Raw genomic sequence first — 22,855 nt, forward strand, 5'->3', positions numbered from 1 at the left:
TTCTAGGAGGAAATTCATGATTAGGGAAATCACAAAAGCCGATTTTGAGTCGTTTTGGCCAACATTTTCAGCGGTAATTCAGGCACAAGAAACTTATGCCTTTGACCCAAATATGACGCTAGAGCAAGCATTCGCTTTATGGTGTGAATCTCCCCTGAAAGCTTTTGCTTTCGTAGAAAATGACGTTGTACTGGGCTCTTACTACATCAAGCCAAATGCAATGGGGCCAAGTAGCCATATATGTAATTGTGGATACATGGTTTCTAGCGAAGCTAGAGGTAAGGGCATTGCACATCTTATGTGTGAACATTCTCAGGAAACAGCTCTAAGACTTGGCTTTGATGCCATGCAATTTAACAGCGTGGTCTCTACCAATGAAGTTGCGGTGAAGCTTTGGGAGAGGCTAGGGTTTCAAATCATAGGTACAATTCCAAAGGCATATAAGCATGCTCATCTAGGGTTAGTTGATAGCCACGTCATGTACAAATGGCTACGAACATAACAAGCAATTTAAGAGGGATTCACAACGCTTGGCATTTTTGCTTCTACTTCAAATTTAGTGTTTATGGCACAATGCTTTAGGTTTGGGTGGAGGCGTTGTTCACCCCTTAATTGGGCGTTAACTGCACGGAACAACTTGAGTATGGAGGAATAAAATGTTCGCGATTAAATCGCCTAGTAATTACAATGAAATGTTAGCCAAACTAAATAAGTCAACGTTCTTTACCACTTTGTTCTTTATGGTAGCTATGCGTATTTTTGACTACGTTCCTCTGGTCCTTGTCCCCAAAGAGTTAGTCCCCCCAATAGCTGGAGCAAAAGATATTATTTCTTGGGCTATATCATTTGGTGTAATTCCACTTTTGTCGGCGTGTTTTGCTTACTTATTGAGCCATAGTTTTGAAATACACAACAAAGCAGCTAAATTACTTCAAATTCGTTATGCATGGGAGCGATTTTATATAGTCAAGCCCATGGCTGAAATAGCTGGCTCGCCTATCGGATTGAATAAAGAGTCTGTGAACAAAGTAATGCACGAGCTCTACTATCCAGAAGTAAAGAAGATAGACTCGCATTATGTAAATCTTTTTTGGCGATATGCGCAAACTTTCTGGGTGATGTTTGAGCATCTACTTGTCGTAATTTCATTCATGATCATAATGCTTCTATGGGGTAGTGAGCAGTCTTTGAAATGGCTGGTCTACTACTTCCTCATTGTGCTTACAGCAACTCTTATCCAGTTCTTATTTGTAACTGCACCAAAATCTACAGACCAAGTTAAACAGATTCCTCAAGGAACAATTTCTCGATATTTTAGAACGGAATTTTCTAATTAGATATGCACTATATTTTAAATGGTATAACAATTAAGTCTGAGAATGCTGCAAAACCAGAAACTCAGGCATCCAAAGCAGTGGTCAACTATTTGCTAGATAAAAAAGGCATAGAACGCATCTTGGATTTTGGGTGCGGAAAGTTGAGGTATTCTGAAACGCTAAACAAAATAGGAGTTTCTGTCACATACGTTGATTCGCGAGTTCAGTTAACTCGGTTACAAACAATCAAAGGTACTAAAACAAATGTAGTAAAGTACGTGGCTGACAATTATCAAGGAGCGCTAGTAGTACCTTTCGAAGAGATAGATAACCACAAAGAAAAATACCAACTTATTACGTGTACTAATGTCATTTCTGCCATTCCGTGTGAGGAAACTTTGAAGAAGGTGTTAGAAAAGATCAATGACCTACTAGATAGTGATGGTTGTGCTGTGTTTGTTAACCAGCACAGAAACAGTTACTTTAAACGGTTCTTAAGTGGTCAAAAAAGGCTTTTTGGGCATATATATAAAGGTAAGCGAGGTTACTCGTACTACGGAATTATAACCCCTGATGTAATGACTAAATTGCTCGAATGCAATGGATATAAGGTTTTAAAGTCTTGGACTGTGGGAGAAAGTAACTTTGTTGAGGCATCGAGAGAGTGCAGTTAACAATCTGTTTAAGAGTGATTCGCAACGCGCGGCATTTTTACTATGCGTTGGTTTTAGTGGTTAAGGTAGTATGCAGCAGCATCGGTATTGCGTTGCTCACACCTTAACAGGGCGTTAGGTGACATATGGAAATTATTCTTTCAAAATTTAAAAAACACGAACACTCGTCGGCATTCGATGATTTCAGATTGTATATGAAGCCAATCGTTGATAGTGCAATTGGTTGGGATGAAAATTTTCAAAGAACTTCGTTTGAATCTAAGTTAAAACCAGAGTGGTTTAGTTGGATTTTGTGCAATGGTGAAAAAGTTGGCTATGTATGCAGTCGCCTTAAATCGAGTAGTATCCACATCCACCTGCTCATTATCTACACGGATAGTCAAAGGAAAGGTTTCGCATCAACGGTCATTCAAAAACTCAAACAACAGGCAAATTCACAGCAACTGGATTTAACATTGAGTTGTTTTAAAAATAATGAACCTGCTGCGCGCATGTACAAACAGTTGGAGTTTGTTATCGACTCAGAGGATGCGTTTTTTTATAACTTCATAAGCGCGGTAGAAAGCACCTAACAAACAATTTAAGAGGGATTCCCAACGCTTGGCATTTTTGCTTCTACTTCAATTTTAGTGGTTACGGTGCAATGCCTTAGGTTGGGTGGTAGCGTTGCTCACCCCTTAATTGGGCGTTATGTGCTTTGGTGGAAACGAATATGGAAATCACAATCAGGCTTATTGAAACAGAAAGCATTGAGGACAAAGATATATTCGAGACTTTGTTTAGAGAATATTTATCTGGGTTCGCAGTTGAGCTAGATCCCCCAGTAATTGCTCAGCTATTTGCGTTGCCTTATTTCCACGGATTTATCAGTTTTGTCGACAATAGGCCTTCTGGTTTTGCGGTTTGCTTTGAATCTTTCTCAACTTATCGTGCGCAAAGAGTGATGAATATCCATGACTTTATGGTGTCGGACAACTTTCGTGGTAAAGGTGTGGGCAAAGCGCAACTGAATGGTATCGAACAGTATTGTCGTGATAATGATTACCTCAAAATCACACTAGAGGTCGGTGATGATAATGTTGCAGCTAAAAAGCTTTACAGTTCATTGGACTACGAAGATTACAGAGTAGTTTTGAAAGGGCAGCAATATTGGCAAAAGTACCTCAATTAGCACGCACATAACAAACTGTTCAAGAGTGATTCGCAACGCGTGGCATTTTTACTATGCGTTGGTTTAAGTGTTTAAGGTGGTATGCGGTAGCATCGGTATTGCGTTGCTCACACCTTAACAGGGCGTTATGTGTCAAATCAGGGAGGGAATATGAGTCAAATATTAATAATAATTGGAGTGTCAATATTCGGTGTTCTGGGCGCTATCCATTTGGTGTATACATTTTTCACAGAAAAGTTTAACCCTTATGACGCTTCAGTATTTACTGCCATGAAAAATACGTCACCAAGACTTACCAAAGAAACTACAATGTGGCGCGCTTGGGTAGGTTTCAATGCTAGCCATAGTTTAGGTGCCATGTTACTACCAGCAATTTACCTTCCATTGGCCGTTAACCATTTCGAAGTCATTAAGAACTCTATTTGGTTTTCTCTTTTACCAGTAGCGGTTGGTGTGTCATATTTAATTTTGGCCAAAAAATACTGGTTTAAAATTCCATTTTTAGGTGTACTTATTTCTCTAGTTTGCTTTCTGGTTTCAGCATGGTTAATCAACACATAACAATCTGCTCAAGAGGGATTCACAACGCTCGGCAATGTTGGTTTGAATGAGTTTATGTGTTTACGGCACAATGGCTTAGTTTTGATGATATGCGTTGTTCACCCCTTAGCAGGGCGTTATGAAACAAGGAGAGTTCAGCAATTGAATATACAAACAGATAGATTAGAAATGGTTCAAATTGCGGCTGATGACTGGGATTTATTTCAGTCTCTAAATCAAGATCCAGAAGTAATAAGCTTATGCTTCGATGAACCATCACCTGAAGCAATTAAGGAAAGTTTTGAGTCAAGGCTACCTGTTTGGAGTAACAGCTCTGAGCACTGGTTGTGCTTGACGATGACTCTGACTGAAACTGGTGAAAAAATAGGTGTTACTGGTTTCCGTATCGCCGAAGGCAGTGCAGAAGTGGGTTATCTGATTCTACCTAAATATCACGGTCGAGGCTTTGGTACCGAATCGTTAAAAGCTTTGATTTCATGGGCATCTGAAGAGCAAGGAATTCGTTCCTTCGGCGCAATAGTCACGGAAGGTAATATTGGCTCAGAGAAAGTTCTGACCAAGGCTGGGTTTTCTCTAACCAAGGTCGTGCCGGAAGCTTATCAAATTGGTGGAAAGTTGTACGCAGACCATATATACAATTACGAAAATATTGTTTCATAACAAGGCGTTTAAGGCAGATTCCCAACGCTTGGCGTTCTCAGTTCAAGGTTGGGTTTAGTGTTTATGGCGTAATGGTTTAGGTTAGGTGGTTGGCGTTGCTCACTACTTAACGCGGCGTTAGGCGACGGGCAGGAAAGTTCTTTGTTTTCATCTTCTTGCTCCCTCTTGCCATCCGTTTTTCTCAGTCGGCAATTCAGCATTGTCGGCTCAAATTCTTGAATATCTCCAACCGTAAAACATGCCAAAATTGGTGGGTTGCCTCATTGGTTTTCAGTGTCGGTTGGTGGCGAGTTTCACTGGTTCAAAGTGTGGCAAGGGCAAGCCAATTGAAGTTTTCGAATTTGCTGCTAGTTTGCCGCTTTGGGTTTTTCGGGTTTAAAACCTACTTTGTTGCTTAAAGTCTGCATTTCGTGGTCGTTGGAATTTTGGCTGAAACATAGTGACTTCAGTGGTTCTTGAATCACAAAAAGTCAGAGGGTGTTTGGTTGCTTATTTGTTTTCGGGTAATCTGCTTTCAAAATCACTTAAACACCGGTGAGAAACTTCGCCTAACAAAGCGTTTAAGGCGGATTCACAACGCTTGGCATTTTCGGTTTGATTCAGCTTAAGTGTTTACGGCACAATGGGTTAGGTTAGGTGGTTGCGTTGTTCACCACTTAACGCGGCGTTAGGGCTCTACAGAGGACATTATGGACTGGATGCTAGTAAATCAATTAAAAGCTGAAGTGACATTTGAGCTCAAAGATATAATACCTAAAGGTTATTTCGAACAAGAACTTGGTACATTCGAACTCAAGAGAGAACTAGATCCACACGGAATATTGAGTAAACAGTCGCATTGGGGATATTTAGCTGCAACGCTAGGCCATGACCTACAACAAAGCAATACTCAAGTGATGAGCGCTAAACAAAAATGTGCGTGCCAGCTGATGTTGTTCATTGGTTTGTATGAGTCGACAATATCAGCTAAAGATAGTTGTAAAAAGCTGCACCAACTTCTTTCCGAAAAAGGCATTAAAGAGCACAACTCGCTAGAAGTTTCGAAGCAACATGAAGAAATGTTGAAAGTACACGAAAGGTCGGTGAAAAAAACCTTAAAGCAGTACTTATTCTATCTTGACTCTGAAAAAGCCAAAGTGTTTTATTCGGCATTTACGGAAGCTGATTTAGTTGAATTTGGAATGAAACAAAGTCGTATCCAAAGGTTGATTGCCTCAACACAAAAACACCTAGCAACTATCATAGTTGCCGTTATTACGAGTGTCTGTAGTATCTATGTCTTAAGTTTGTTGGGATTAAAGCCCTAACAAGGCGTTTAAGGCAGATTCCCAACGCATGGCGTTTTTCATTCTATAGTTGGGTTTGTGTTTACGGTGGTTTGGTTGGGTTTCGTGGTGGCGTTGCTCACTACTTAACGCGGCGTTATATGCCAGTAATCAGGAAGTCGATAGCAGCAATAATCTCGTTTCTAAAAGTGCTCAAATCATTTACCGGATCACGCAAGATCTTAGTTGGTACACTCGTCATTTGGTTAGTTAGGATTACGAAGTCACCTTCATCAATGTGGATCACTGGGCATAGGTGAGTAGGGGCTTTCTTCTCTAACATTTCAACCGGTGTTAATGGAATCACCAGTCGGGTATTCAGTGTATCAAGCATTTCACTTTGAACATCAACAAAGTATGGGTAAGCGGTAGCAGTGCTTTTATCGTTATTTTGGTATAGTGAAAACTGCGACATTAGAATACTCGGTAAGAATCAGAAAATAGACCGTGATTTTCGGTTAGTTCATTGCAAGCGTTGATAGCATCTGCATTTTGCTCTAACCACTCAGTCTTACGGCGCTGATTTACTTCTTTTTCAAGGGCTTTTTCCATTGTTGCCGAGAGGTTTATGTTTAGGCGCTTAGCTTCAGCGAGTAACTCGCTATTTAAGCTTAAGTTTGCAGCCTTCTTGGGTGCTTGCGTACTATATGCGTTTCTCATGAAAATTACCTATGCGTATTTATGGTGCGCATTAAGTATAGGTGCACGAAAGGCATATAACAAACAATTTAAGAGTGATTCGCCACGCTTGGCATTTTTAGCTTGGGTTTAGTTTAGTGTTTACGGCGTCTAAGTTGAGTGCAGTGGTAGCGTGGCTCACACCTTAATTGGGCGTTAGGCGACGGGCAGGAAAGTTCTTTGTTCTAATCTTCTTAATTCTCTTTGAGTATTCGTTTTTCTAAGTCGGCAATTCTCCATTGTCGGCTCAAATTCTTGAACCTCTCTAACCGTAAAACATGCCAAGGTTTGCGGGTTGCCTCATTGGTTTTCATAGTCGGTTGGTTGTGAATTTCACTGGCTCAAAGTGTGGAAAGGGCAAGTCAATCGAGGTTTTCGTGCTCGCTTTAAGTTTGCAGCTTTCCGTTTCACCTCCTCAAAAGCAACTTTATTGCTGAAAGTCTGTATTTCGTGGTTGTCGAAACTTCGGCTGAAACATAGTGGCTTTTATGGTTCTTGAATTACAAAAAATCAGTGGGTGTTTGGTTGCTTATTTTGTTTCGGGTAATCTGCTTTCAAACAACCTTAAACACCGGTGAGAAACTTCGCCTAACAAAGCGTTTAAGGCGGATTCACAACGCTTGGCGATTTCAGTTCAAGTCAGCTTAAGTGTTTAAGGTGCAAGAGGTTTGGGTTTGGTGGTAGGCGTTGTTCACCACTTAACGCGGCGTTATGTGATTGGAGAAAATAGTGACTTTATCAGCAAAAGAGTTTCCAGAGTTTATGGAGTCAGTGCAAGAGCATGTAAATAGATTAAGTAAGGGAACGAAAGCCGAATCTTTAGGTAAAATTATAGATTTTCGGAAAACTATAACAGCGGAGTCCGATAGGGGCTGTGCTTTGATGGCAGCAGCTTACATTGACGAAATGCTCAAAGACTTGTTAGACGCATACTTTGTTGATGACTCGACGGTATCTAAACGTTTACTAGGCAATAGCGGTGGGCTAAGTAGCTTCTCTGCGAGAATCGATCTTTCTTATGCTCTTGGACTACTTCCGAAGAATATCATGCGCGATCTATCTATATTAAGAAAGATAAGAAATGATTTCGCACATGTGTCAAGTCCAGTAAGTTTTACCGATGAAGCGATGGTTTCAAGGTGTTTAGAGTTAAAGTGTGCCTTTGTCCCTAAAGAGTTCGACGCTCGGTCTAGGTTTTGTAGGGTAATGGTCGTTGCAGCAACACAGATTGAGTTAACTAAATCTTCATTAACTCGCTCTGTACCTATGGCAGACTATGATGATACTAGCTCTAGGGAGCAGCTCGATAAGTTCGTCAAATTCGTACAAGACAAGTTTAACTTAGATCTATCGCAAGACGTTTAAAATCACATAACAAAGCGTTTAAGACAGATTCCCAACGCTTGGCATTTTTAGTGCTATCGTTGGGTTTTGTGTTTAAGGTGGTATGGTTAGGCTCAGTGGTGGCGTTGCTCACTACTTAACGCGGCGTTAGGCGACGGGCAGGAAATTTCTTTGTTCTCATCTTCTTAATTCTCTTTTAGCATTCGTTTTCTAATTCGGCAATTCAGCATTATCGGCTCAAATTCTTGAATCTCTCTGGCCGTAAAACATGCAAAGGTTCGCGGGTTGCCTCATTGGTTTTCACAGTCGGTTAGTTGTAAATCTCACTGGCTCAAAGTGTGGAAGGGGCAAGTTAATCGAGGCTTTCGTCCTCGCTTTAAGTTTGCAGCTTTACGTTTCGCTTCCTCAAAAGCAATTTGATCGCTGAAAGTCTGTATTTCGTGGTTGTTGAAACCTTGGCTGAAACATAGTGACTTTTGTGATTCTTGATTCACAAAAAGTCAGTAGGTGTTTGGTTGCTTATATGGTTTCGGGTAATCTGCTTTCAAACAAACTTAAACATTACTGGGCAACTTCGCCTAACAAGGCGTTTAAGACGGATTCACAACGCTTGGCGATTTCAGTTCAAGTTAACTTAAGTGTTTAAGGTACAATGGCTTAGGTTTGGTGGTTGGCGTTGTTCACCACTTAACGCGGCGTTATGCGCCAGAGGATGAAAGTAGATCTGAATGATTCCAAGGTTAGTTCTTTGGTGCTGTAACTGGCGTTAAAATCGAGCGTTTTCTAGCCGCTGAAAATCCTCATGGTAAGCTTGTCGGCTCAAAAGGTTTTGCGTTGGTTGAGGCTCAGTTTTCTCTGATGTTGTTTGTTCACGTGCGCTTCAATCAAAAGTCGCGTTGAAACTGCGCCCCGCTTCAATCTGTTGGTTTACGATAGTTTTTCAACAAAGGTGTCGTGTTTTTGTTTTGTTGTTGGAGCGTTTTGGTGCTCAAGTGAGTAAGCGCATAACAAGGCGTTTAAGGCAGATTCGCAACGCATAGCATTTTTGGTTTACTTTGAATTTAGTGTTTACGGCACAATGGTTTAGGTTATGTGGAGGCGTCGCTCACTACTTAACGCGGCGTTAGGCAAAGGGAAGAAAAGTTCTTTGTTTTAATCTTCTCGCTCCCTTTGCCCATCTTTTCTCAAAGTCGGCAATTCAGCATTGTCGGCTCAAATCCTTGAATCTCTCCAACCGTAAAACATGCCAAAATTCGTGGGTTGCCTCATTGGGTTTCAGTGTTGGTTGGTGGTGAATTTCATTGGCTTAAAGTGTGGAAAGGGCAAGCTAACCGAAGCTTTCGTTTTTGTGGTCAGTTCTCAACGTTGAGTTTCTCAGGTTCAAAAGCTATTTTTTCGCTCAAAGGCTGTATTTCGTGAACGTTGAAAGTAAGACTGTGACATAGTGGCTTTAGTAGTTCTTGAATCACAAAAAGTCAGTGGGTGATTGGTTGCTTATCGTGTTTAAGGTATTCTGTTTTCAAACCAAGTTAGTGAGTGCGCAGGAAAATTTGCCTAACAAACAATTCAAGCTGATTCGCAACGCTCGGCGCTTTCGGTTTCAATCGGTTTGGTGTTTACGGTGCAGTGTTTGAGTAAGGTGGCAGCGTTGCTCACGACTTAATTGGGCGTTAGCCAAAAGGAGGCAAAATGACAGCTCCAACGATAACAATGGAACAGCTTTTAGTTGGTACTGAAAAGTATAAAGCCAATATTCGACCCTGGACACAAACTCTAAATCGAGTCGATTGGTTCTTACTGATCTCAGGGGAGCTATACCCATTAAAATATACATTTGCTTTGGCTGCTAATTGCCCACCGGCAACATACACAACAAACCAGATGAAAGCTGTTCTAAAAAAGCTTCCCGTGGAGTTTATTAGTATCAAAGAACAGAAAGAAGCCAAAAACTCGTTTTACGATCAGGTGCAATCTTCTTTATCTGACACTGCTAAACGTCAAGAAAGGCTAAATTTGGCAGAGAAAAAGCCTACCATGAGACTGACGTATCAAGCAGAGTTTATTAGAAACCCTGATGTTGTAGCTGAGGTTCTTGAACGAGCAAAAGGTAACTGTGAGTGTTGTGGTGAGCGAGCTCCTTTTATACGCTCTAAAGATGGAACGCCTTACTTAGAGGTTCACCATAAGGTATTTCTTTCCAAAGGTGGTGAAGACTCTGTAGGAAATGCAGAAGCTCTATGTCCAAATTGTCATCGTAAAAAGCATTTTGGCTAACAAGCAATTTAAGAGGGATTCACAACGCTTGGCACTTGTGCTTCTACTTCAAATTTAGTGTTTACGGTACAATGCTTTAGGTTGGGTGGTGGCGTTGTTCACCCCTTAATTGGGCGTTATGTGCTTTAGAGGAAAATGATGAAAAGTCGACTAATTTTAGCTTTATCTTGCATGGTTTCTATCACTTCTATTGCAGGTGAAAATGCCCCGATAGATTGCGAAAATGCTTTAAATACACTCCAAATCAACCAGTGCGCATCAATAGAACTCGAATCAGCAAAAGAAGATCTTTCCAAATATTTGGACGCTAGCTTTGAACATAATTCGTATGACCCAGAATTAGTTAAAGCCATCAAAGTTGCTCAAGCTGACTGGCAGGCATATATGTCATCTCATTGTGATTCTGTATATACGCAATGGCGTGATGGCACAATTCGAGGTGTTATGGCAATTTCATGTAAAACTAAGCTAACCAAGCAAAGAACATATGAAGTTTGGGAGACCTTTTTAACCTACATGGACAGTACTCCTCCAGTGTTACCTGAACCAAAACAGTAGGTTAATCTACCACGCACATAACAAAGCGTTTAAGACGGATTCCCAACGCTTGACATTTCTGGTTTAATTCAGCTTTAGTGTGTACGGCACAATGGTTTAGGTAGGGTGGTCGGCGTTGCTCACCACTTAACGCGGCGTTATGTGTATACGAGGAATGAGATGGATTATCTACCAAAATTATTGGCTAAAAAATTTGGCTATTTTTCAGAACTCTCGATATTTCGTATTTGGGGGATTGTATTTGGCTTAATGTTGTCGCTTTCTTTGATAACACCGTTAGTAGCTTCTTTGAGTGAGCTTTTGATAGCACCAATGTTTAGCGTGTTTATGCTTTTCGTTGTAGGAGTAATGTCGGCAAAATTTTATGCGAGAAAAGCAGTTATATTTACAGACCCCCTTGCAGTAAAAGTAGCTGCATCAAGCGCTGGCAAAGAGTTGAGCAAAGTGAGCAAAACATTGGTAGAAATAGTCTTCTCATTGTTTGTTTATTTCATGTTATTTGGGTGCATTTTTTTAGCTCTATCACCTTTGCTCATTTTGGCCTACACATAACAAAGCATTTAAGAGCGATTCCCAACGCTTGGCATTTTTTATTCCATCGTTGGGTTTTGTGTTTACGGCGGTAAGGTTTGGTTTCGTGGTAGCGTTGCTCACACCTTAATGCGCGTTAGGTTTCTCCGCGGGAAACATCGAATTCGAGGATTTTAGATCATGGATTATGAAGCGAAGCTACGACTTGCTCACAAAGAGTTAAATGATAAAGGCGTTTGGAAGTCGAACTACAATCCACCAATTGTAAAGTGGCTACGTAAACTTGGAATGTGTTTTCCGCCACCTTATTACCAAAGTTATTTTGCAAACGTTATGCTTTGTGTGACTTTCTTTGCTCCTGTATGGGGAATCTTCCAATGGTTTCTTGTGTGGAACGAGCTAGGTAAACCAGTTTTAGAAGCCGTTTTCATCTCGTTACTTGCTGGCACTTTGTTTGGCTTTATTATGGCAACCTTCTACTACATTAGACGTAAGCAATTAAATCTAACAGATTGGGGTTCATTGGGAGAATAAGCCCAAAACCTAACAAACTGTTCAAGAGGGATTCGCAACGCGTGGCATTTTCATCATGCGTTGGTTTTAGTGTTTAAGGCGGTATGCGGCGACTTCGGTATTGCGTTGCTCACCCCTTAACAGGGCGTTATGTTTACTTGTATTTCAATGGCTTAAAAACTCTTCGATCTCTGTTCTTTGCCCCTTTGGTCATTCGTCCGAGTTGCCTCAGCAAATCAACATTGTCGGTCTAAGTTCTTGAGTTTCTTCGGCTGTAAAACATGCCAATATTCGTGGGTTGCTTCATTTTCAGGTCGAGCTGGCTAGGTTTTGGTTTCTCTGGCTTAAAGTCGCTTTTAGGTTCTTGGTCAATCAGCATTTCGGCTTGGCAGCTGCCTCGGCAATTTGGCATTGTCTTACGCTGTGGTTGGAAAGAAAGGGCGCTTGTTGTTACTTCGGCGGGTTGCCTCATTGGGCAGGGAAGCGGATTCACTCGCTTGGTGTTTCGTGCCTCTGGCGGCCAAGTGAGAACGGGCTTGTGATTTACTTCTTGAAATGGGCTCAACAAAGCAGTTCTTTGCCAATTAAATCAGTCGTTTGTGGTAAAACATAACAAACAATTTAAGAGGGATTCCCAACGCTTGGCATTTTTGCTTCTACTTCAAATTTTGTGGTTACGATACAATGCTTTAGGCTTGGGTGGAGGCGTTGTTCACCCCTTAATTGGGCGTTAGTACGGGTTTGACATCAAAGGTCATCAGTTTTGGTGTTTATCTGTTTTGGCGCTCGTCTTTACACCTTTCAGTTTGTAACTTTCACGTTCTTTCCGGTGGCACTGTATGCGGAGTGTTCGCTTTGATTTCACCGTTTACGGTTTCTAACTCTTAGCCTATTTCTTTGGTGCTTCTTCATTTTTGTGGTGGCTTTTGAGTGAATCTTGGTTGCTATTGGTGCTGCCGTCGGAGTGCGAGGATCGAATCCTTTTCTAATTTGAAACAGATGAAAGTAGGGGATTTCAGTGCGTTTTTCTTCTACCCAACTTTCCTCCCTTAATCAGGGTAAAGTTTTGTAGCTGCCCGTCTCACTTCAGTGTTCAAAGCCTTTCATATTATCTCACTTTTCAATATCTTGGAGCGCATAAATAGAAGTAGCGCATGTACTAACAAATTGCTTAAGAGTGATTCGTAACGCGTGGCATTTTTACTTTGCGGTGGCTTATGGTGATTAAGGCGCTGTGCGGTAGCTTTTGTATTGCGTTACTCACACCTTAGCAAAGCGTTATGTTTCCTTCTATTTCAATGGCTTAAAATTCTTCGATCTATGTTCTTTGCCCTTTTGGCAGTTCGTTTGAGTTGCCTCAGAAAATCCGCATTGTCGGCCAAAATTCGTGAATTTCTCAACCCGTAAAACATGTAAATATTCGCGGGTTGCTTCATTTGCAGGTCGTGGCGGATGGTTGTAAATTTCTCTGGCTCAAAGTCGCTTTGAACGTATTTGCCAAGTAGCATGTCCGCTTGGCAGTTGCCTCGGCAATTTGCCATTGTTCTGCGCTTTGGTTGGAAAGAGAGGGCGTCTGTTGAAAGTTTATCGGGTTGCCTCATTGGGCAGGGAAGTGGAATTAGTCGCTTTATGTCTCGTTCATTTGGCGGCCAAGTGGGAACGAGCTTGTGATTTACTTCTTGAAATGCGCTCAACAAAGCAGTTCTTTGCCAATTAAATCAGTCATTTGTGGTAAAACATAACAAACAATTTAAGAGGGATTCCCAACGCTTGGCATTTTTGCTTCTACTTCAGATCTAGTGGTTACGGTACAATGCTTTAGGTTGGGTGCTAGCGTTGCTCACCCCTTAATTGGGCGTTAGGCAATTAGGAGGAAATATTGGAGTTTTTTAGAGAAAATTACGTTAAGTTTCCCATTGTGTTGTACGTGTTGGGTTTTGCTGTTCACAATGCATACTTGTCTCTTTACGGAAGCTATGAATTTGAGTTGATTCAAGCTCGATACATACTCTCTGGCATTGGGTTTTTAGGTTTTGTTAGTCTTTGTGTTGTATACATGTCTTTCCATTTGAACCTTTCATATTTGCCCGCCAATTATAAGATTCGAATTGTTCTCCCTTGGCTACTAAGAGTTTTTTCGCTACCTGCAATTATTTATGTGTTTCTACACGGTCAACCTGAATTTTCTGATGTTAGTTCAGCAAAAGAGGAGGTGTGGCTGCGGTTATATTTGTCCTTTGGACAATTAGTAGTTTTCTCCTCACTTACAAACATCGTGTTCTCACTGACTGCAGGTAACGACATTTATGCCAAAACTGTTAGAGCATTAAGTTTGTGGTGCGCTGTCCCTTTCCTTATCCTGTGTTTTTACGCTTCAAGCCAAAGCTCTGAACTTAAATCTTTAATGATGTTTATCATGTACTTTTTAGCTGGTTTTGTAGGTTTGAGCTTTAGACATGCAGATAGAAATAACGATGTTGAACCTGACTATCTTAGCCCTGAAGCTAAAGAAGAACATGAGAATTCCTTTCAAATCGTAGTCGGTATTTTAGCCCTATGCTTCGTTTGTTGGTCTGCAATAAGCAAATATTCCGAAAATATTTATCCGTATATACCAACGGCTATTGGGGGCTCCAAAATTGAAGCTGCGACTTTGTATAGTGTTACTGGAGCTACCTCAGTTGAAGTTATACAAGAAACAAATAAGTGGTTTTTAGTTCGTAATTCAGACACAAAGCAAATAGAGAAAATCAAAGCATCAAGTATTGATAGAGTAGTATATACCGGAGAATAATTGCCTAACAAAGCGTTTAAGACGGATTCCCAACGCTCGGCACTTTCGGTTTGCTTCAGCTTTAGTGTTTACGGCACAATGGTTTAGGTCAGGTGGTCTGCGTTGCTCACCACTTAACGCGGCGTTAGCCCTTTACAAGGAAAAGTATGAAGATCGTATACGAAATTGATGTAACGAAAGAACAGCATGAAGCTATAGAGTCTTTAAGAAACCAGGCGTTCCCAGATCACCAAGCTAATCGCTCCTACTACAAACAGCTACCTCATATGCGTGCTTTGCAATATGAAAACAACATACTCGTTGGTTATTTAGGGCTAGATTATCGCGCGATAAAAGTCGGTGATGAAGTATATAACGTCTTGGGTATCATTGATTTTTGCGTTGCCGAACAGTGGCGAGGTAAAGGTATTGGTTCACTGATGCTTTCTGAAGTCTCATCGTTTGCACAAGGAAAGGCGGTCGATTTCATCATGCTTATCTCAGAGTTGGATGAATTTTACAGAAAGCAAGGTTATAGCAAAGTTGAGGGTATCCATTCTTGGCTAAGGCTTCATGAGCACGCAAATTATGGTGTTGCGGTAGAGCACATTGATGAACTGTTTATAAAGTCCACAAGTGGTAAGCAATGGGCAAATGGGCATGTCGACTGGCTGGGTTATATGTACTAATTGGTCACAGGGCTAACAAAGCGTTCAAGAGGGATTCTCAACGCTTGGCGGTTTTGGTTCAAAGTTTAACTTTTGTGTTTATGGCACAATGGTTTAGTTAGGGTGGCGGCGTTGTTCACCCCTTAACGCGGCGTTAGTTTGCAAGAGGAAAAACGCAGCCATATCGCAAGATCTAATGGTAAAAAATCAAAGTTAAAATTGTCGTATCGGAGTATGAACTCACAGTTAATTAGCGTGGTAAAAATCCAAAATTGGCATTGTTTCAACGGTTACTTTGTTCTTTGGTGCGGCGACTTTCAGGTTAACTGAGTCGAACTTTTTTGCTGAAACTCTGTTCGTTGAGTTTGTTGGTACAAAAGCCGATTTACTCGCTGAAATGGCGTTTTCTCTGGTGTGGAAAGTTCACGTGGTTTCAGTGGCTTTGTTGAAAGTCCGCACTGTGAGATTGGTTTTCCAAAAGCGTTTTTTGGTGTTGTGAGTTCGGTTTCTGCCACGTTGTTTGTTCCAAGTGGTTTCATTGACTAGCCGCTTTGAGACTAAGCCTGACTTAAGTGCATCAAAGCACATAAAGCTTATTGTTTTCAAAATTTAAAATAACGTAAAATCAACTCCTTGGGTTTGCAAACTAACAAACTGCTCAAGAGGGATTCGCAACGCGTGGCATTTTTACTATGCGTTGAATTTAGTGATTAAGGTGGTATGCGGCGGCTTCGGTATTGCGTTGCTCACCCCTTAGCAGGGCGTTAAGTTTCTAGGAGGATATCGTGGCAATAAAAATAACTACTCAGAAAGTGGACACATGGAAAAAAAGAATCCAAACGGACAATTTGAAAGGCTCAACTTACTTTTGCCAACAATCCAACAAAGTGTGGGTTTCCGCCTCGTTAGATCACCAAGCAATCTGCCAGCAAGTCCTAGGAAAAGACTCGGGCACTAGTTCATTGAGCAGTTATCTAAGATGGGATGACGTCAAAGCAACGCAGTTGGTTGATTTAATTTACGAAATCGAGAAAGCCTAATTACATGCACTACGTCGTTACAATAATTGCGTTAGTCTTGTTGGGTTACTTCGTTTTATTCCCTACAGTGACCTGGACAGCCGCAACGATACTTGGAGTTCTAGCGTACTTAGCAAGCAAGATTTTCTGGGTAGCAGTCATTGTTGGAGTCGTGTTTACCTTAACTAGGCTGCTATCATGAGCAAAAACTTAACAAACAATTTAAGAGTGATTCAGCACGCTTGGCATTTTGGGTTTGAATCAATTTCAGTGATTACGGTGGTAAAATTGACTGCGATGGTAGCGTGCTTCACACCTTAATTGGGCGTTAAGTGGCTAAGTGCAAACTATGGAGATTTTCGTGTTTGATTTAATAAATAAATTTTTACAGCAATCAGATTTGCTAATTGAATTGGGTAAGGACCAAATACAAATCAAATCATTGGCTTCAGATATCGTATTTCAAGATTCTCCCTATATTGCTGTAGAGACGACGGGTGAAGGTCAGACTATTAAGGCTATTGGCTCAAAAGCCAAACTCTTGTCCTCGAACAGTGTTGAAGTATCCAATCCATTTGAATCGATTGCATTGGAGCGAATTGATACTTATCGCGGGAAGCGAGTTATGGAGCTTTTCATTTTTGAAATGCATAAGTTGGCCAAATTTCGTCTTTCGCCACGTATAGTTGTACATCCTCAAGAACTATCAGGATGCATGTCTCAAGAGTTCGTAAAACCCTTCTACAGTTGGTAACAGAAGTTGGTGCCAGAGATGTAGTTGTGTATGAAGGAAGTCGAATAGATCACCTTACTGAAAGTTTTAAGTCTGTCAAAAATAGGTGTAGCGCCACTTAACAAGGCGTTTAAGGCAGATTCCCAACGCTTGGCGTTTGGCATTCAAAGTTGGTTTTAGTGTTTACGGTGTAAGGTTTTAGGTAAGGTGGCTGGCGTTGCTCACTACTTAACGCGGCGTTATAACCTTAGAGGGAAAAATGGAACTGAGAGCATTTGAAAAAGAAGACTATGACCTGCTTATCGGGTGGATCGACTCGGATAAATTGAATTATCAATGGGGTGGTCCAAACTTTGAGTTTCCATTGGATTCAGTGCAAATTTCTAACCATTGTTCTCAAGAGCAAGTTTTTCCCTTTATCTTCGTTGTTGCAGGTCAGAGTGCTGGCTATGTTGAACTATTCAAAGTTTCAGCGTCACATTTTAGAATTTGCCGCGTATTTGTTTCGGACAGCTTTCGTGGAAAGGGCGTTTCAAAGCTCATGCTTGGTCAGTTAGTCGAGCTAACAAAAGAAAAATACAGCGCTAGCTTACTATCATTGGCCGTATTTGAACGAAACATAGTTGCGAGAAATTGCTATGAGTCTCTTGGTTTTACCGTGACATCGCGTGAAAATGGCTCTCGTTCTTTCGACGGTGAGGTTTGGGGTCTTTTACGCATGGAAAAACGGTTATAACAAAGCGTTTAAGACGGATTCACAACGCTTGGCATTTTCAATTTGAATCAGCTTTAGTGTTTACGGCACAATGGTTTAGGTAAGGTGGTCGCGCTGTTCACCACTTAACGCGGCGTTAGTCGCCAGAAAAAGCTAGCAATCAAAATCATGTTTCTGAGCTTAAAATTTAGCAGCTGTTTGCTTGGTACATCGATTAATCGTCGATCATCAGAGCTTAGTTCTAGCTGTTTTAAGTCCAAAGTTTTGTACCTGTCCTAGCGGTTGTTTTGTTCTTTGGTGCTTACAGAGTAGGGCGATCGAGAGTCTGTTTTTGGTTGCAACTCCGCTCGGTGAGTTTGTCGGCACAAAAGCTGATTTACTCGCTGAAATGACGTTTTCTCTGGTGTTGTAAATTCCACGTGGTTTCAGTGACTTCGTTGAAAGTCCGCACTGTGAGATTGGTTTCCCAAAAGCGCTTTTTGGTGTTGCCAGTCCGTTTTCTGCGGCGCTGTTTTTTCTAAGTGGTTTCATTGAGTAGCCGCTTTGAGACTGCGCCTGACTTAAGTGCATCAAAGCACATAAAATTTGTTGTTCGCAAAGTTTAGTTCGGCTTAAAATTGTCGCTCGGTGCCTCGCGACTAACAAACTGTTTAAGAGTGATTCGCAACGCGTGGCATTTTTACTATGCGTTGCGTTTAGTGTTTAAGGTGGAATGCGGGAGCTTTGGTATTGCGTTGCTCACACCTTAACAGGGCGTTAGTTGCTAAAAGGAAACTTGATGAAGTTCGTACTTAAAGAAACAGTATTTACGTATCCAAATACGCTCCTTGAAGAATGGAAGGAAGGCGAAAAGGGTTGGATCCCAGATTCCTTGTTCGTACCTAAAGATGTTTATAACCAGCCTAATTATCACTTTGGTGAGTACTATGCTCTTAAAAAGTATCTTGAACTAGGGTGGCTGGGTACAGCGTTTTATGCACTTGGCGACTGGGAGTTAAATAATGACAAGTACACTCAAGGGCGTGCTTTGGTCGCTAAATATATCGACCCAATTAGGTTGGCAATGTTCAAGTCTCTAAGGCAAGGTTTAACTTCAGGGGAACCGGACTTATTCCTATATAAAGATGATGGATCAGTTTTGTTCGTTGAAGTTAAGAAACAAGCAGATCGCATATCCAAATCCCAGTTAATATGTATGGAACAAATTAAGTCTGTTTTAGCCTGTGATGTAGCTGTGGCTTATCTTGCGGAGGAACGTCAGGTGTATGAACCTAAGTCCTATGAGCTAAATGTGGTTTCCATTCCGCAAGCATGGGTAGAACGCAACTAACAAAGCATTTAAGAGTGATTCGCAACGCTTGGCGCTTTCGCTTCGCTCAAGTATAGCCAAGCGTCGCTCACACCTTAATGCGGCGTTATGAACTACAGGGTTAAGCAATGTATTCCATTGAGAAAGCATCTATAAATCACGTCGAAAGATTAGTGGAGATCCAAATATCTGCTTTTTCGAATGATCGCCAATTATGTGGTTCTGGTCCACCGGGTTACGATAGTATCGAGCATCAAAGAGCGTGCCTTGAAAACTACTTTTACTTTGTTATTAAAGATGCGGAAGAAGTAGTGGGTGGTTTTTACTATTCAGTCGACGAAGAGTGCTTGCAGCTTATTCGGCTATATGTTGAACCAAGCTATCAGCATCAAGGGCTGGGTAAGATGGTTCTTGATTATCTAATAACGCAGGTTTCATCTGGTCTCCATATTGAGTTAGAGACACCGACCTTTAACACCGCTGCTCATAGGTTTTACGAAGGGAATGGCTTTCACAAGGTTGAAAATATTGACTATGTCTCAGGCAGTTCCATTTTGTATAGAATGCTGGTCTAATCAACCACGTTCATAACAAGGCGTTTAAGGCGGATTCACAACGCTTGGCGATTTCAGTTCAAGTTAGCTTAAGTGTTTAAGGTACAATGGTTTAGGTTTGGTGGTTAGCGTTGCTCACCACTTAACGCGGCGTTAGTTTTCAGATCAAATTGACAATCAAGGTTAAAAGAAGAATGGTTTCATACAGAAATATGACCCAAGAAGAGTTTTCGGATTATAGGTCGTATTCAAATGAATTTAGAGGTCGAGAGCTAGCTGACGCAAAGCAAGTATCTCATGGTGAAGGAGTTCAGTTAGCAAATAGGGAGCTCGATGAGTGCTTACCTCTAGGGTTACAAACGGAAAATAACGTTCTTCTCTGCTTGGAAGTTGAGCAAGGTGGCATTAAATACGTAATTGGTTATTTCTGGTATCTTCTGGGTGACAGCTCCGTATTTATTTATGATTTTCAAATCTTTCCTGAGTACCAAGGAAATGGTTATGGTAGCCAATTATTTCAAGCAATAAACGAGTCATGGGCTGACAATGGAATTGAGCAAGTAGAATTGTTGGTTTCGTACGACAACGAACGTGCATTTAAGCTCTATAAAGAGCTTGGTTTCAAAGCCACAGGTATCAACATGTCTAAACGAACTAAAAACTAACAAGGCGTTCAAGAGGGATTCCCAACGCTCGGCATTTTGGGTTTGATTCAGCTTTAGTGATTACGGCACAATGATTTAGGTTGGGTGGTCTGCGTTGCTCACCCCTTAACGCGGCGTTATATGCCCGAGTACCCCACGTTTAGTAGACACTTTACTAAGTTAGATCTAGGGTCTAATTGAGAGGTGATTTATGGCTAAACATCGTAATCCAGCGTACACCGAAGAGTTCCGCAAAGAAGCGGTTCGCTTGGCTAGCCTTCCTGGCCGAACAGCAGTCTCCGTTGCCAAGGAGCTGGGCATCAGTGCCCAGCAGATCCGGAACTGGAAGCGCCAGTTCACACGCCTATCTGATAAACAGTTTAACTCCTTAGACGGTGTCGATTACTCGAAGAAAGAGTCTGAAGAGCTTCGAGCGCTAAGGCGCGAGAACAAGCGGCTCAAAGATGAAATGGAATTCCTAAAGAAGGTCTCGGCGTACTTCGCGAAGAACCAAGAGTGAAGTACGAGTATATTGAGAGCTATGTTGGGAAATACAAAATCACTCATATGTGCCACGCCTTGGACGTTTCGCCGAGTGGTTATTACAAATGGTTAAATCGAGAGCCGAGTGAACGTTCAAAGCGGCGATGCCGCTTTGAACAGCTAGTCATGTGTACCTTTGCGAAGCATCGTGCACGTTATGGTTCAGTTCGAATCACCGATGAGCTGAATCAAGCAGGCTATGCCTGCTGCGTCAACTATATTGCTGATATCATGAAAGAAAAGGGCATCAAAGCACGCAATGGTATAGGGTTCAAATACACTAAGGATGTGGCAGCGATGACCAATGTAGCTGATAATTTATTGCGTAGAGACTTTGAAGCAGAGAGCCCTAATCAAAAATGGGTGACTGACATTACGTACATCTGGGTGAAGAGCCGTTGGCTCTACCTAGCAACGGTTCTGGACTTGCATTCACGCCGTATTGTTGGTTGGTCATTAGATACGACGATGACGGTTCAACTGATTACGAATGCACTGAAAATGGCGTTCAAATCACGCAAGCCGCCTAAAGGCGTCATTATCCACTCAGATCGTGGTGTACAATACAGAGCACATGATTATCAAGACTTCATGCGTAAGCATGGAGGTGTGCCGAGCATGACCCGTAAAGGCAATTGTTGGGATAATGCCGTGATGGAGTCATTCTACAGTCGACTGAAAGTCGAGCTGATATATGCAGAAGACTACCAAGATATAGAAGAAGCTCGAATGGGGATCTTCGAATATATTGAGATCTATTACAATCGAAATAGAAAGCACTCAGCGTTGGGCTATGTGAGTCCAGCCGAGTTTGAAAGTGTGTAGTTATGTTGTGTCCACTTTTCGTGGGGTACACTAATGCTTTGAAGATTTAATGGAATATAGGAGACCTTAAATGTCAGTAGAGTTAGCAGCAGGAGTCACTCTAATTGACTTTTTAAACAAGTCACTTGAGACACTTAAGTTGGTTCAGCAAGATAGTCCAGATTCACTTGAACTACAAAAACATCTTGTTGTTTTAACGCAGCAACTATCAAAAACGATGGTGGAGGCATCTCAATTGCAGGGTATATTAGCCCAGAAAAATGAAGAGATACGTCAGTTAAAATCTAAGCTCGATGAGAAGGTTTCAGTTAAGTATGACTCTAAAACAGAGGTGTATTGGGCAGATGGGGGTGATTCACCGTATTGCCCAGTCTGCTATGAAAGTGATGGGAAACTAATTCATCTTTCTGATCATCTCGACAGTAGAAATAGTGATTATGACATACCCAACCCGCATTATAACTGCAAAAAATGTGGAAAATCGTATTACCAAACTAAATTAGAACGCATATAACAAAGCGTTTAAGGCAGATTCCCAACGCTTGGCGCTCTGCATTTAAAGTCGGGTTTAGTGCTTAAGGTGTAATGCTTTGGGTTAGGTCGCTGGCGTTGCTCACTACTTAACGCGGCGTTATGCGACAGAGGGTGAAAGTAAATCTGAATGATTCCAAGGCTAGTTCTTTGGTGCTGCAACTGGCGGTAAAGTCGAGAGTATTCTAGCGGTTGAAAATCCTCACGGTGAGCTTGTCGGTTCAAAAGGTTTTTCGTTGGTTGATGCTCAGTTTTCTCTGATGCTGTTTGTTCACGTGTGCTTCAATCAAAAGTCGCGGTGATACTGCGCCCCGCTTGAACCTGTTGGTTTACGATAGTTTTTCAACAAAGGTGTCGTGTGTTTTTTCGGTGTTGGAGCGTTTTGATGCTCAAGTGAGTAAGCGCATAACAAAGCGTTTAAGGCAGATTCGCAACGCATAGCGTTTTCGGTTTGCTTTGAATTTAGTGGTTACGGCACAATGATTTAGGTTCAGTGGAGGCGTCGCTCACTACTTAACGCGGCGTTATGTAACAGTCTGATTTTCTGTATTATTTAGCCTTTCAAACCCCGAAAATCCTTCTGCCAATTTAGGATAATGGGTCAGTGGTTTTGGTTGGCTTATTCGTAATCCTTTATGGTTAACGAAGGTCAGTCTGGTGTTGAAATTTTGGCTCGGCTTGTTTCATGGGTTCAAAAGCGTAGTCACTCGCTAATATTCCCTGCCCTGAAATCGTTGTAACTCCCCTACTTCGAATTTGGCTTTCGCACTCAAATCCATCAAAAGAACCTTGAGCGCAAGGGCGTTTTTAGTAGTCTGGTGGCAATCAAAAAGTCCGTGTTTGTGATTACATAACAAATTGTTCAACAGGGACTCCTAACGCTTGGCCACTTTCATTCAAATTGGCTTCAGTGTTTAGGGCACAGATTTTTAGTTG

Annotated in this window: 28 protein-coding genes; 24 read left to right on the forward strand and 4 right to left on the reverse strand. The window is 41.5% G+C overall.

All coding sequences use genetic code 11. The features are described from left to right. Positions 1-16: 16 nt before the first annotated feature. From OH458_RS21150 to OH458_RS21195, 8 genes are all read left to right on the forward strand, one after another. The gene (locus tag OH458_RS21150) at positions 17-502 is read left to right on the forward strand and encodes a GNAT family N-acetyltransferase (protein ID WP_269979756.1); all 486 of its coding nucleotides are present in this window, start codon (positions 17-19) and stop codon (positions 500-502) included. Positions 503-656: 154 nt separating this feature from the next. Further along, positions 657-1,337: a hypothetical protein gene (locus OH458_RS21155; RefSeq protein WP_239923386.1), complete on the forward strand. Its 681-nt coding sequence runs from the start codon at positions 657-659 to the stop codon at positions 1,335-1,337. A 2-nt stretch (positions 1,338-1,339) separates the two neighbouring features. Continuing rightward, positions 1,340-1,990 carry a class I SAM-dependent methyltransferase gene (locus OH458_RS21160; RefSeq protein ID WP_269979738.1) on the forward strand — a complete coding sequence of 217 codons (651 nt, stop codon included), beginning with the start codon at positions 1,340-1,342 and terminating at the stop codon, positions 1,988-1,990. Positions 1,991-2,115: 125 nt separating this feature from the next. Then, positions 2,116-2,562 (forward strand): GNAT family N-acetyltransferase, encoded by a 447-nt coding sequence (locus OH458_RS21170; RefSeq protein WP_017420626.1) that lies wholly within the window; start codon positions 2,116-2,118, stop codon positions 2,560-2,562. A 140-nt stretch (positions 2,563-2,702) separates the two neighbouring features. After that, positions 2,703-3,161, forward strand: coding sequence for a GNAT family N-acetyltransferase (locus OH458_RS21175; protein ID WP_269979739.1), 459 nt, complete (start codon positions 2,703-2,705; stop codon positions 3,159-3,161). 150 nt (positions 3,162-3,311) lie between these two features. Then, entirely contained in the window at positions 3,312-3,722 is a 411-nt protein-coding gene (locus OH458_RS21185) for an LIC_13387 family protein (protein WP_269979740.1), read from the forward strand. A 168-nt stretch (positions 3,723-3,890) separates the two neighbouring features. Further along, positions 3,891-4,382 carry a GNAT family N-acetyltransferase gene (locus OH458_RS21190; protein ID WP_269979757.1) on the forward strand — a complete coding sequence of 164 codons (492 nt, stop codon included), beginning with the start codon at positions 3,891-3,893 and terminating at the stop codon, positions 4,380-4,382. A 689-nt stretch (positions 4,383-5,071) separates the two neighbouring features. Next, a complete protein-coding gene (locus tag OH458_RS21195; RefSeq protein WP_269979741.1) occupies positions 5,072-5,689 on the forward strand; it encodes a hypothetical protein in 618 nt (205 codons plus the stop codon). A gap of 115 nt (positions 5,690-5,804) precedes the next feature. On the opposite strand, the gene OH458_RS21200 is transcribed toward OH458_RS21195, so the two are convergent. Then, the gene (locus tag OH458_RS21200) at positions 5,805-6,122 is read right to left on the reverse strand and encodes a CcdB family protein (RefSeq protein ID WP_269979742.1); all 318 of its coding nucleotides are present in this window, start codon (positions 6,120-6,122) and stop codon (positions 5,805-5,807) included. Further along, a complete protein-coding gene (locus tag OH458_RS21205; protein ID WP_026050326.1) occupies positions 6,122-6,367 on the reverse strand; it encodes a type II toxin-antitoxin system CcdA family antitoxin in 246 nt (81 codons plus the stop codon). Before OH458_RS21205 ends, OH458_RS21200 begins: the two co-directional genes overlap by 1 nt. A gap of 900 nt (positions 6,368-7,267) precedes the next feature. Here OH458_RS21205 and OH458_RS21210 point away from each other — a divergent pair. The 5 genes from OH458_RS21210 (at position 7,268) to OH458_RS21230 (ending at position 11,626) form a co-directional block, all read left to right on the forward strand. Continuing rightward, positions 7,268-7,750, forward strand: a complete 483-nt coding sequence (locus tag OH458_RS21210; protein ID WP_269979743.1) for an MltR family transcriptional regulator — start codon at positions 7,268-7,270, stop codon at positions 7,748-7,750. A gap of 1,668 nt (positions 7,751-9,418) precedes the next feature. Beyond that, on the forward strand, positions 9,419-10,003 hold the full coding sequence (locus tag OH458_RS21215) for an HNH endonuclease (RefSeq protein WP_185891343.1): 585 nt from the start codon (positions 9,419-9,421) through the stop codon (positions 10,001-10,003). Between the two features lie 138 nt (positions 10,004-10,141). After that, a complete protein-coding gene (locus OH458_RS21220; protein WP_269979744.1) occupies positions 10,142-10,561 on the forward strand; it encodes a lysozyme inhibitor LprI family protein in 420 nt (139 codons plus the stop codon). Positions 10,562-10,720: 159 nt separating this feature from the next. Continuing rightward, on the forward strand, positions 10,721-11,113 hold the full coding sequence (locus tag OH458_RS21225) for a hypothetical protein (RefSeq protein WP_269979745.1): 393 nt from the start codon (positions 10,721-10,723) through the stop codon (positions 11,111-11,113). Between the two features lie 159 nt (positions 11,114-11,272). Beyond that, positions 11,273-11,626, forward strand: a complete 354-nt coding sequence (locus OH458_RS21230) for a DUF6404 family protein (protein ID WP_025523648.1) — start codon at positions 11,273-11,275, stop codon at positions 11,624-11,626. Positions 11,627-11,855: 229 nt separating this feature from the next. Here OH458_RS21230 and OH458_RS21240 read toward each other — a convergent pair whose 3' ends face one another. Further along, positions 11,856-12,170, reverse strand: a complete 315-nt coding sequence (locus OH458_RS21240; protein WP_269979758.1) for a hypothetical protein — start codon at positions 12,168-12,170, stop codon at positions 11,856-11,858. A gap of 1,314 nt (positions 12,171-13,484) precedes the next feature. Between OH458_RS21240 and OH458_RS21250 the strand changes: the two genes are divergently transcribed. The 5 genes from OH458_RS21250 to OH458_RS21275 all read left to right on the forward strand — a co-directional run bounded on the left by OH458_RS21250 (position 13,485) and on the right by OH458_RS21275 (position 17,534). Continuing rightward, a complete protein-coding gene (locus OH458_RS21250) occupies positions 13,485-14,399 on the forward strand; it encodes a hypothetical protein (RefSeq protein ID WP_269979746.1) in 915 nt (304 codons plus the stop codon). Positions 14,400-14,545: 146 nt separating this feature from the next. Then, positions 14,546-15,067 carry a GNAT family N-acetyltransferase gene (locus OH458_RS21255; protein ID WP_269979747.1) on the forward strand — a complete coding sequence of 174 codons (522 nt, stop codon included), beginning with the start codon at positions 14,546-14,548 and terminating at the stop codon, positions 15,065-15,067. Between the two features lie 764 nt (positions 15,068-15,831). Then, positions 15,832-16,086, forward strand: coding sequence for a hypothetical protein (locus OH458_RS21265; RefSeq protein ID WP_039627414.1), 255 nt, complete (start codon positions 15,832-15,834; stop codon positions 16,084-16,086). A gap of 340 nt (positions 16,087-16,426) precedes the next feature. Further along, entirely contained in the window at positions 16,427-16,819 is a 393-nt protein-coding gene (locus OH458_RS21270) for a hypothetical protein (protein WP_269979748.1), read from the forward strand. Positions 16,820-17,057: 238 nt separating this feature from the next. After that, entirely contained in the window at positions 17,058-17,534 is a 477-nt protein-coding gene (locus OH458_RS21275; RefSeq protein ID WP_269979749.1) for a GNAT family N-acetyltransferase, read from the forward strand. A gap of 207 nt (positions 17,535-17,741) precedes the next feature. Here OH458_RS21275 and OH458_RS21280 read toward each other — a convergent pair whose 3' ends face one another. Then, positions 17,742-18,044 (reverse strand): hypothetical protein, encoded by a 303-nt coding sequence (locus OH458_RS21280; RefSeq protein WP_233902846.1) that lies wholly within the window; start codon positions 18,042-18,044, stop codon positions 17,742-17,744. A gap of 247 nt (positions 18,045-18,291) precedes the next feature. Here OH458_RS21280 and OH458_RS21290 point away from each other — a divergent pair, with 247 nt between their 5' ends. From OH458_RS21290 to OH458_RS21315, 6 genes are all read left to right on the forward strand, one after another. Beyond that, positions 18,292-18,843, forward strand: a complete 552-nt coding sequence (locus OH458_RS21290) for a VRR-NUC domain-containing protein (protein WP_269979750.1) — start codon at positions 18,292-18,294, stop codon at positions 18,841-18,843. Between the two features lie 107 nt (positions 18,844-18,950). Further along, positions 18,951-19,397 (forward strand): GNAT family N-acetyltransferase, encoded by a 447-nt coding sequence (locus tag OH458_RS21295; RefSeq protein ID WP_269979751.1) that lies wholly within the window; start codon positions 18,951-18,953, stop codon positions 19,395-19,397. A gap of 191 nt (positions 19,398-19,588) precedes the next feature. Next, positions 19,589-20,041 (forward strand): GNAT family N-acetyltransferase, encoded by a 453-nt coding sequence (locus OH458_RS21300; RefSeq protein ID WP_269979752.1) that lies wholly within the window; start codon positions 19,589-19,591, stop codon positions 20,039-20,041. Between the two features lie 190 nt (positions 20,042-20,231). Beyond that, positions 20,232-20,540 (forward strand): transposase, encoded by a 309-nt coding sequence (locus OH458_RS21305; protein WP_269979753.1) that lies wholly within the window; start codon positions 20,232-20,234, stop codon positions 20,538-20,540. Further along, positions 20,537-21,388 (forward strand): IS3 family transposase, encoded by an 852-nt coding sequence (locus OH458_RS21310; RefSeq protein WP_269979754.1) that lies wholly within the window; start codon positions 20,537-20,539, stop codon positions 21,386-21,388. Before OH458_RS21305 ends, OH458_RS21310 begins: the two co-directional genes overlap by 4 nt. A 70-nt stretch (positions 21,389-21,458) precedes the next feature. Continuing rightward, positions 21,459-21,902 (forward strand): hypothetical protein, encoded by a 444-nt coding sequence (locus OH458_RS21315; protein WP_269979755.1) that lies wholly within the window; start codon positions 21,459-21,461, stop codon positions 21,900-21,902. Positions 21,903-22,855 lie beyond the last annotated feature (953 nt).

The organism is Vibrio sp. MarTm2, from assembly GCF_027587055.1.
GTDB classification, from domain to species: Bacteria; Pseudomonadota; Gammaproteobacteria; order Enterobacterales; family Vibrionaceae; genus Vibrio; species Vibrio sinaloensis_D.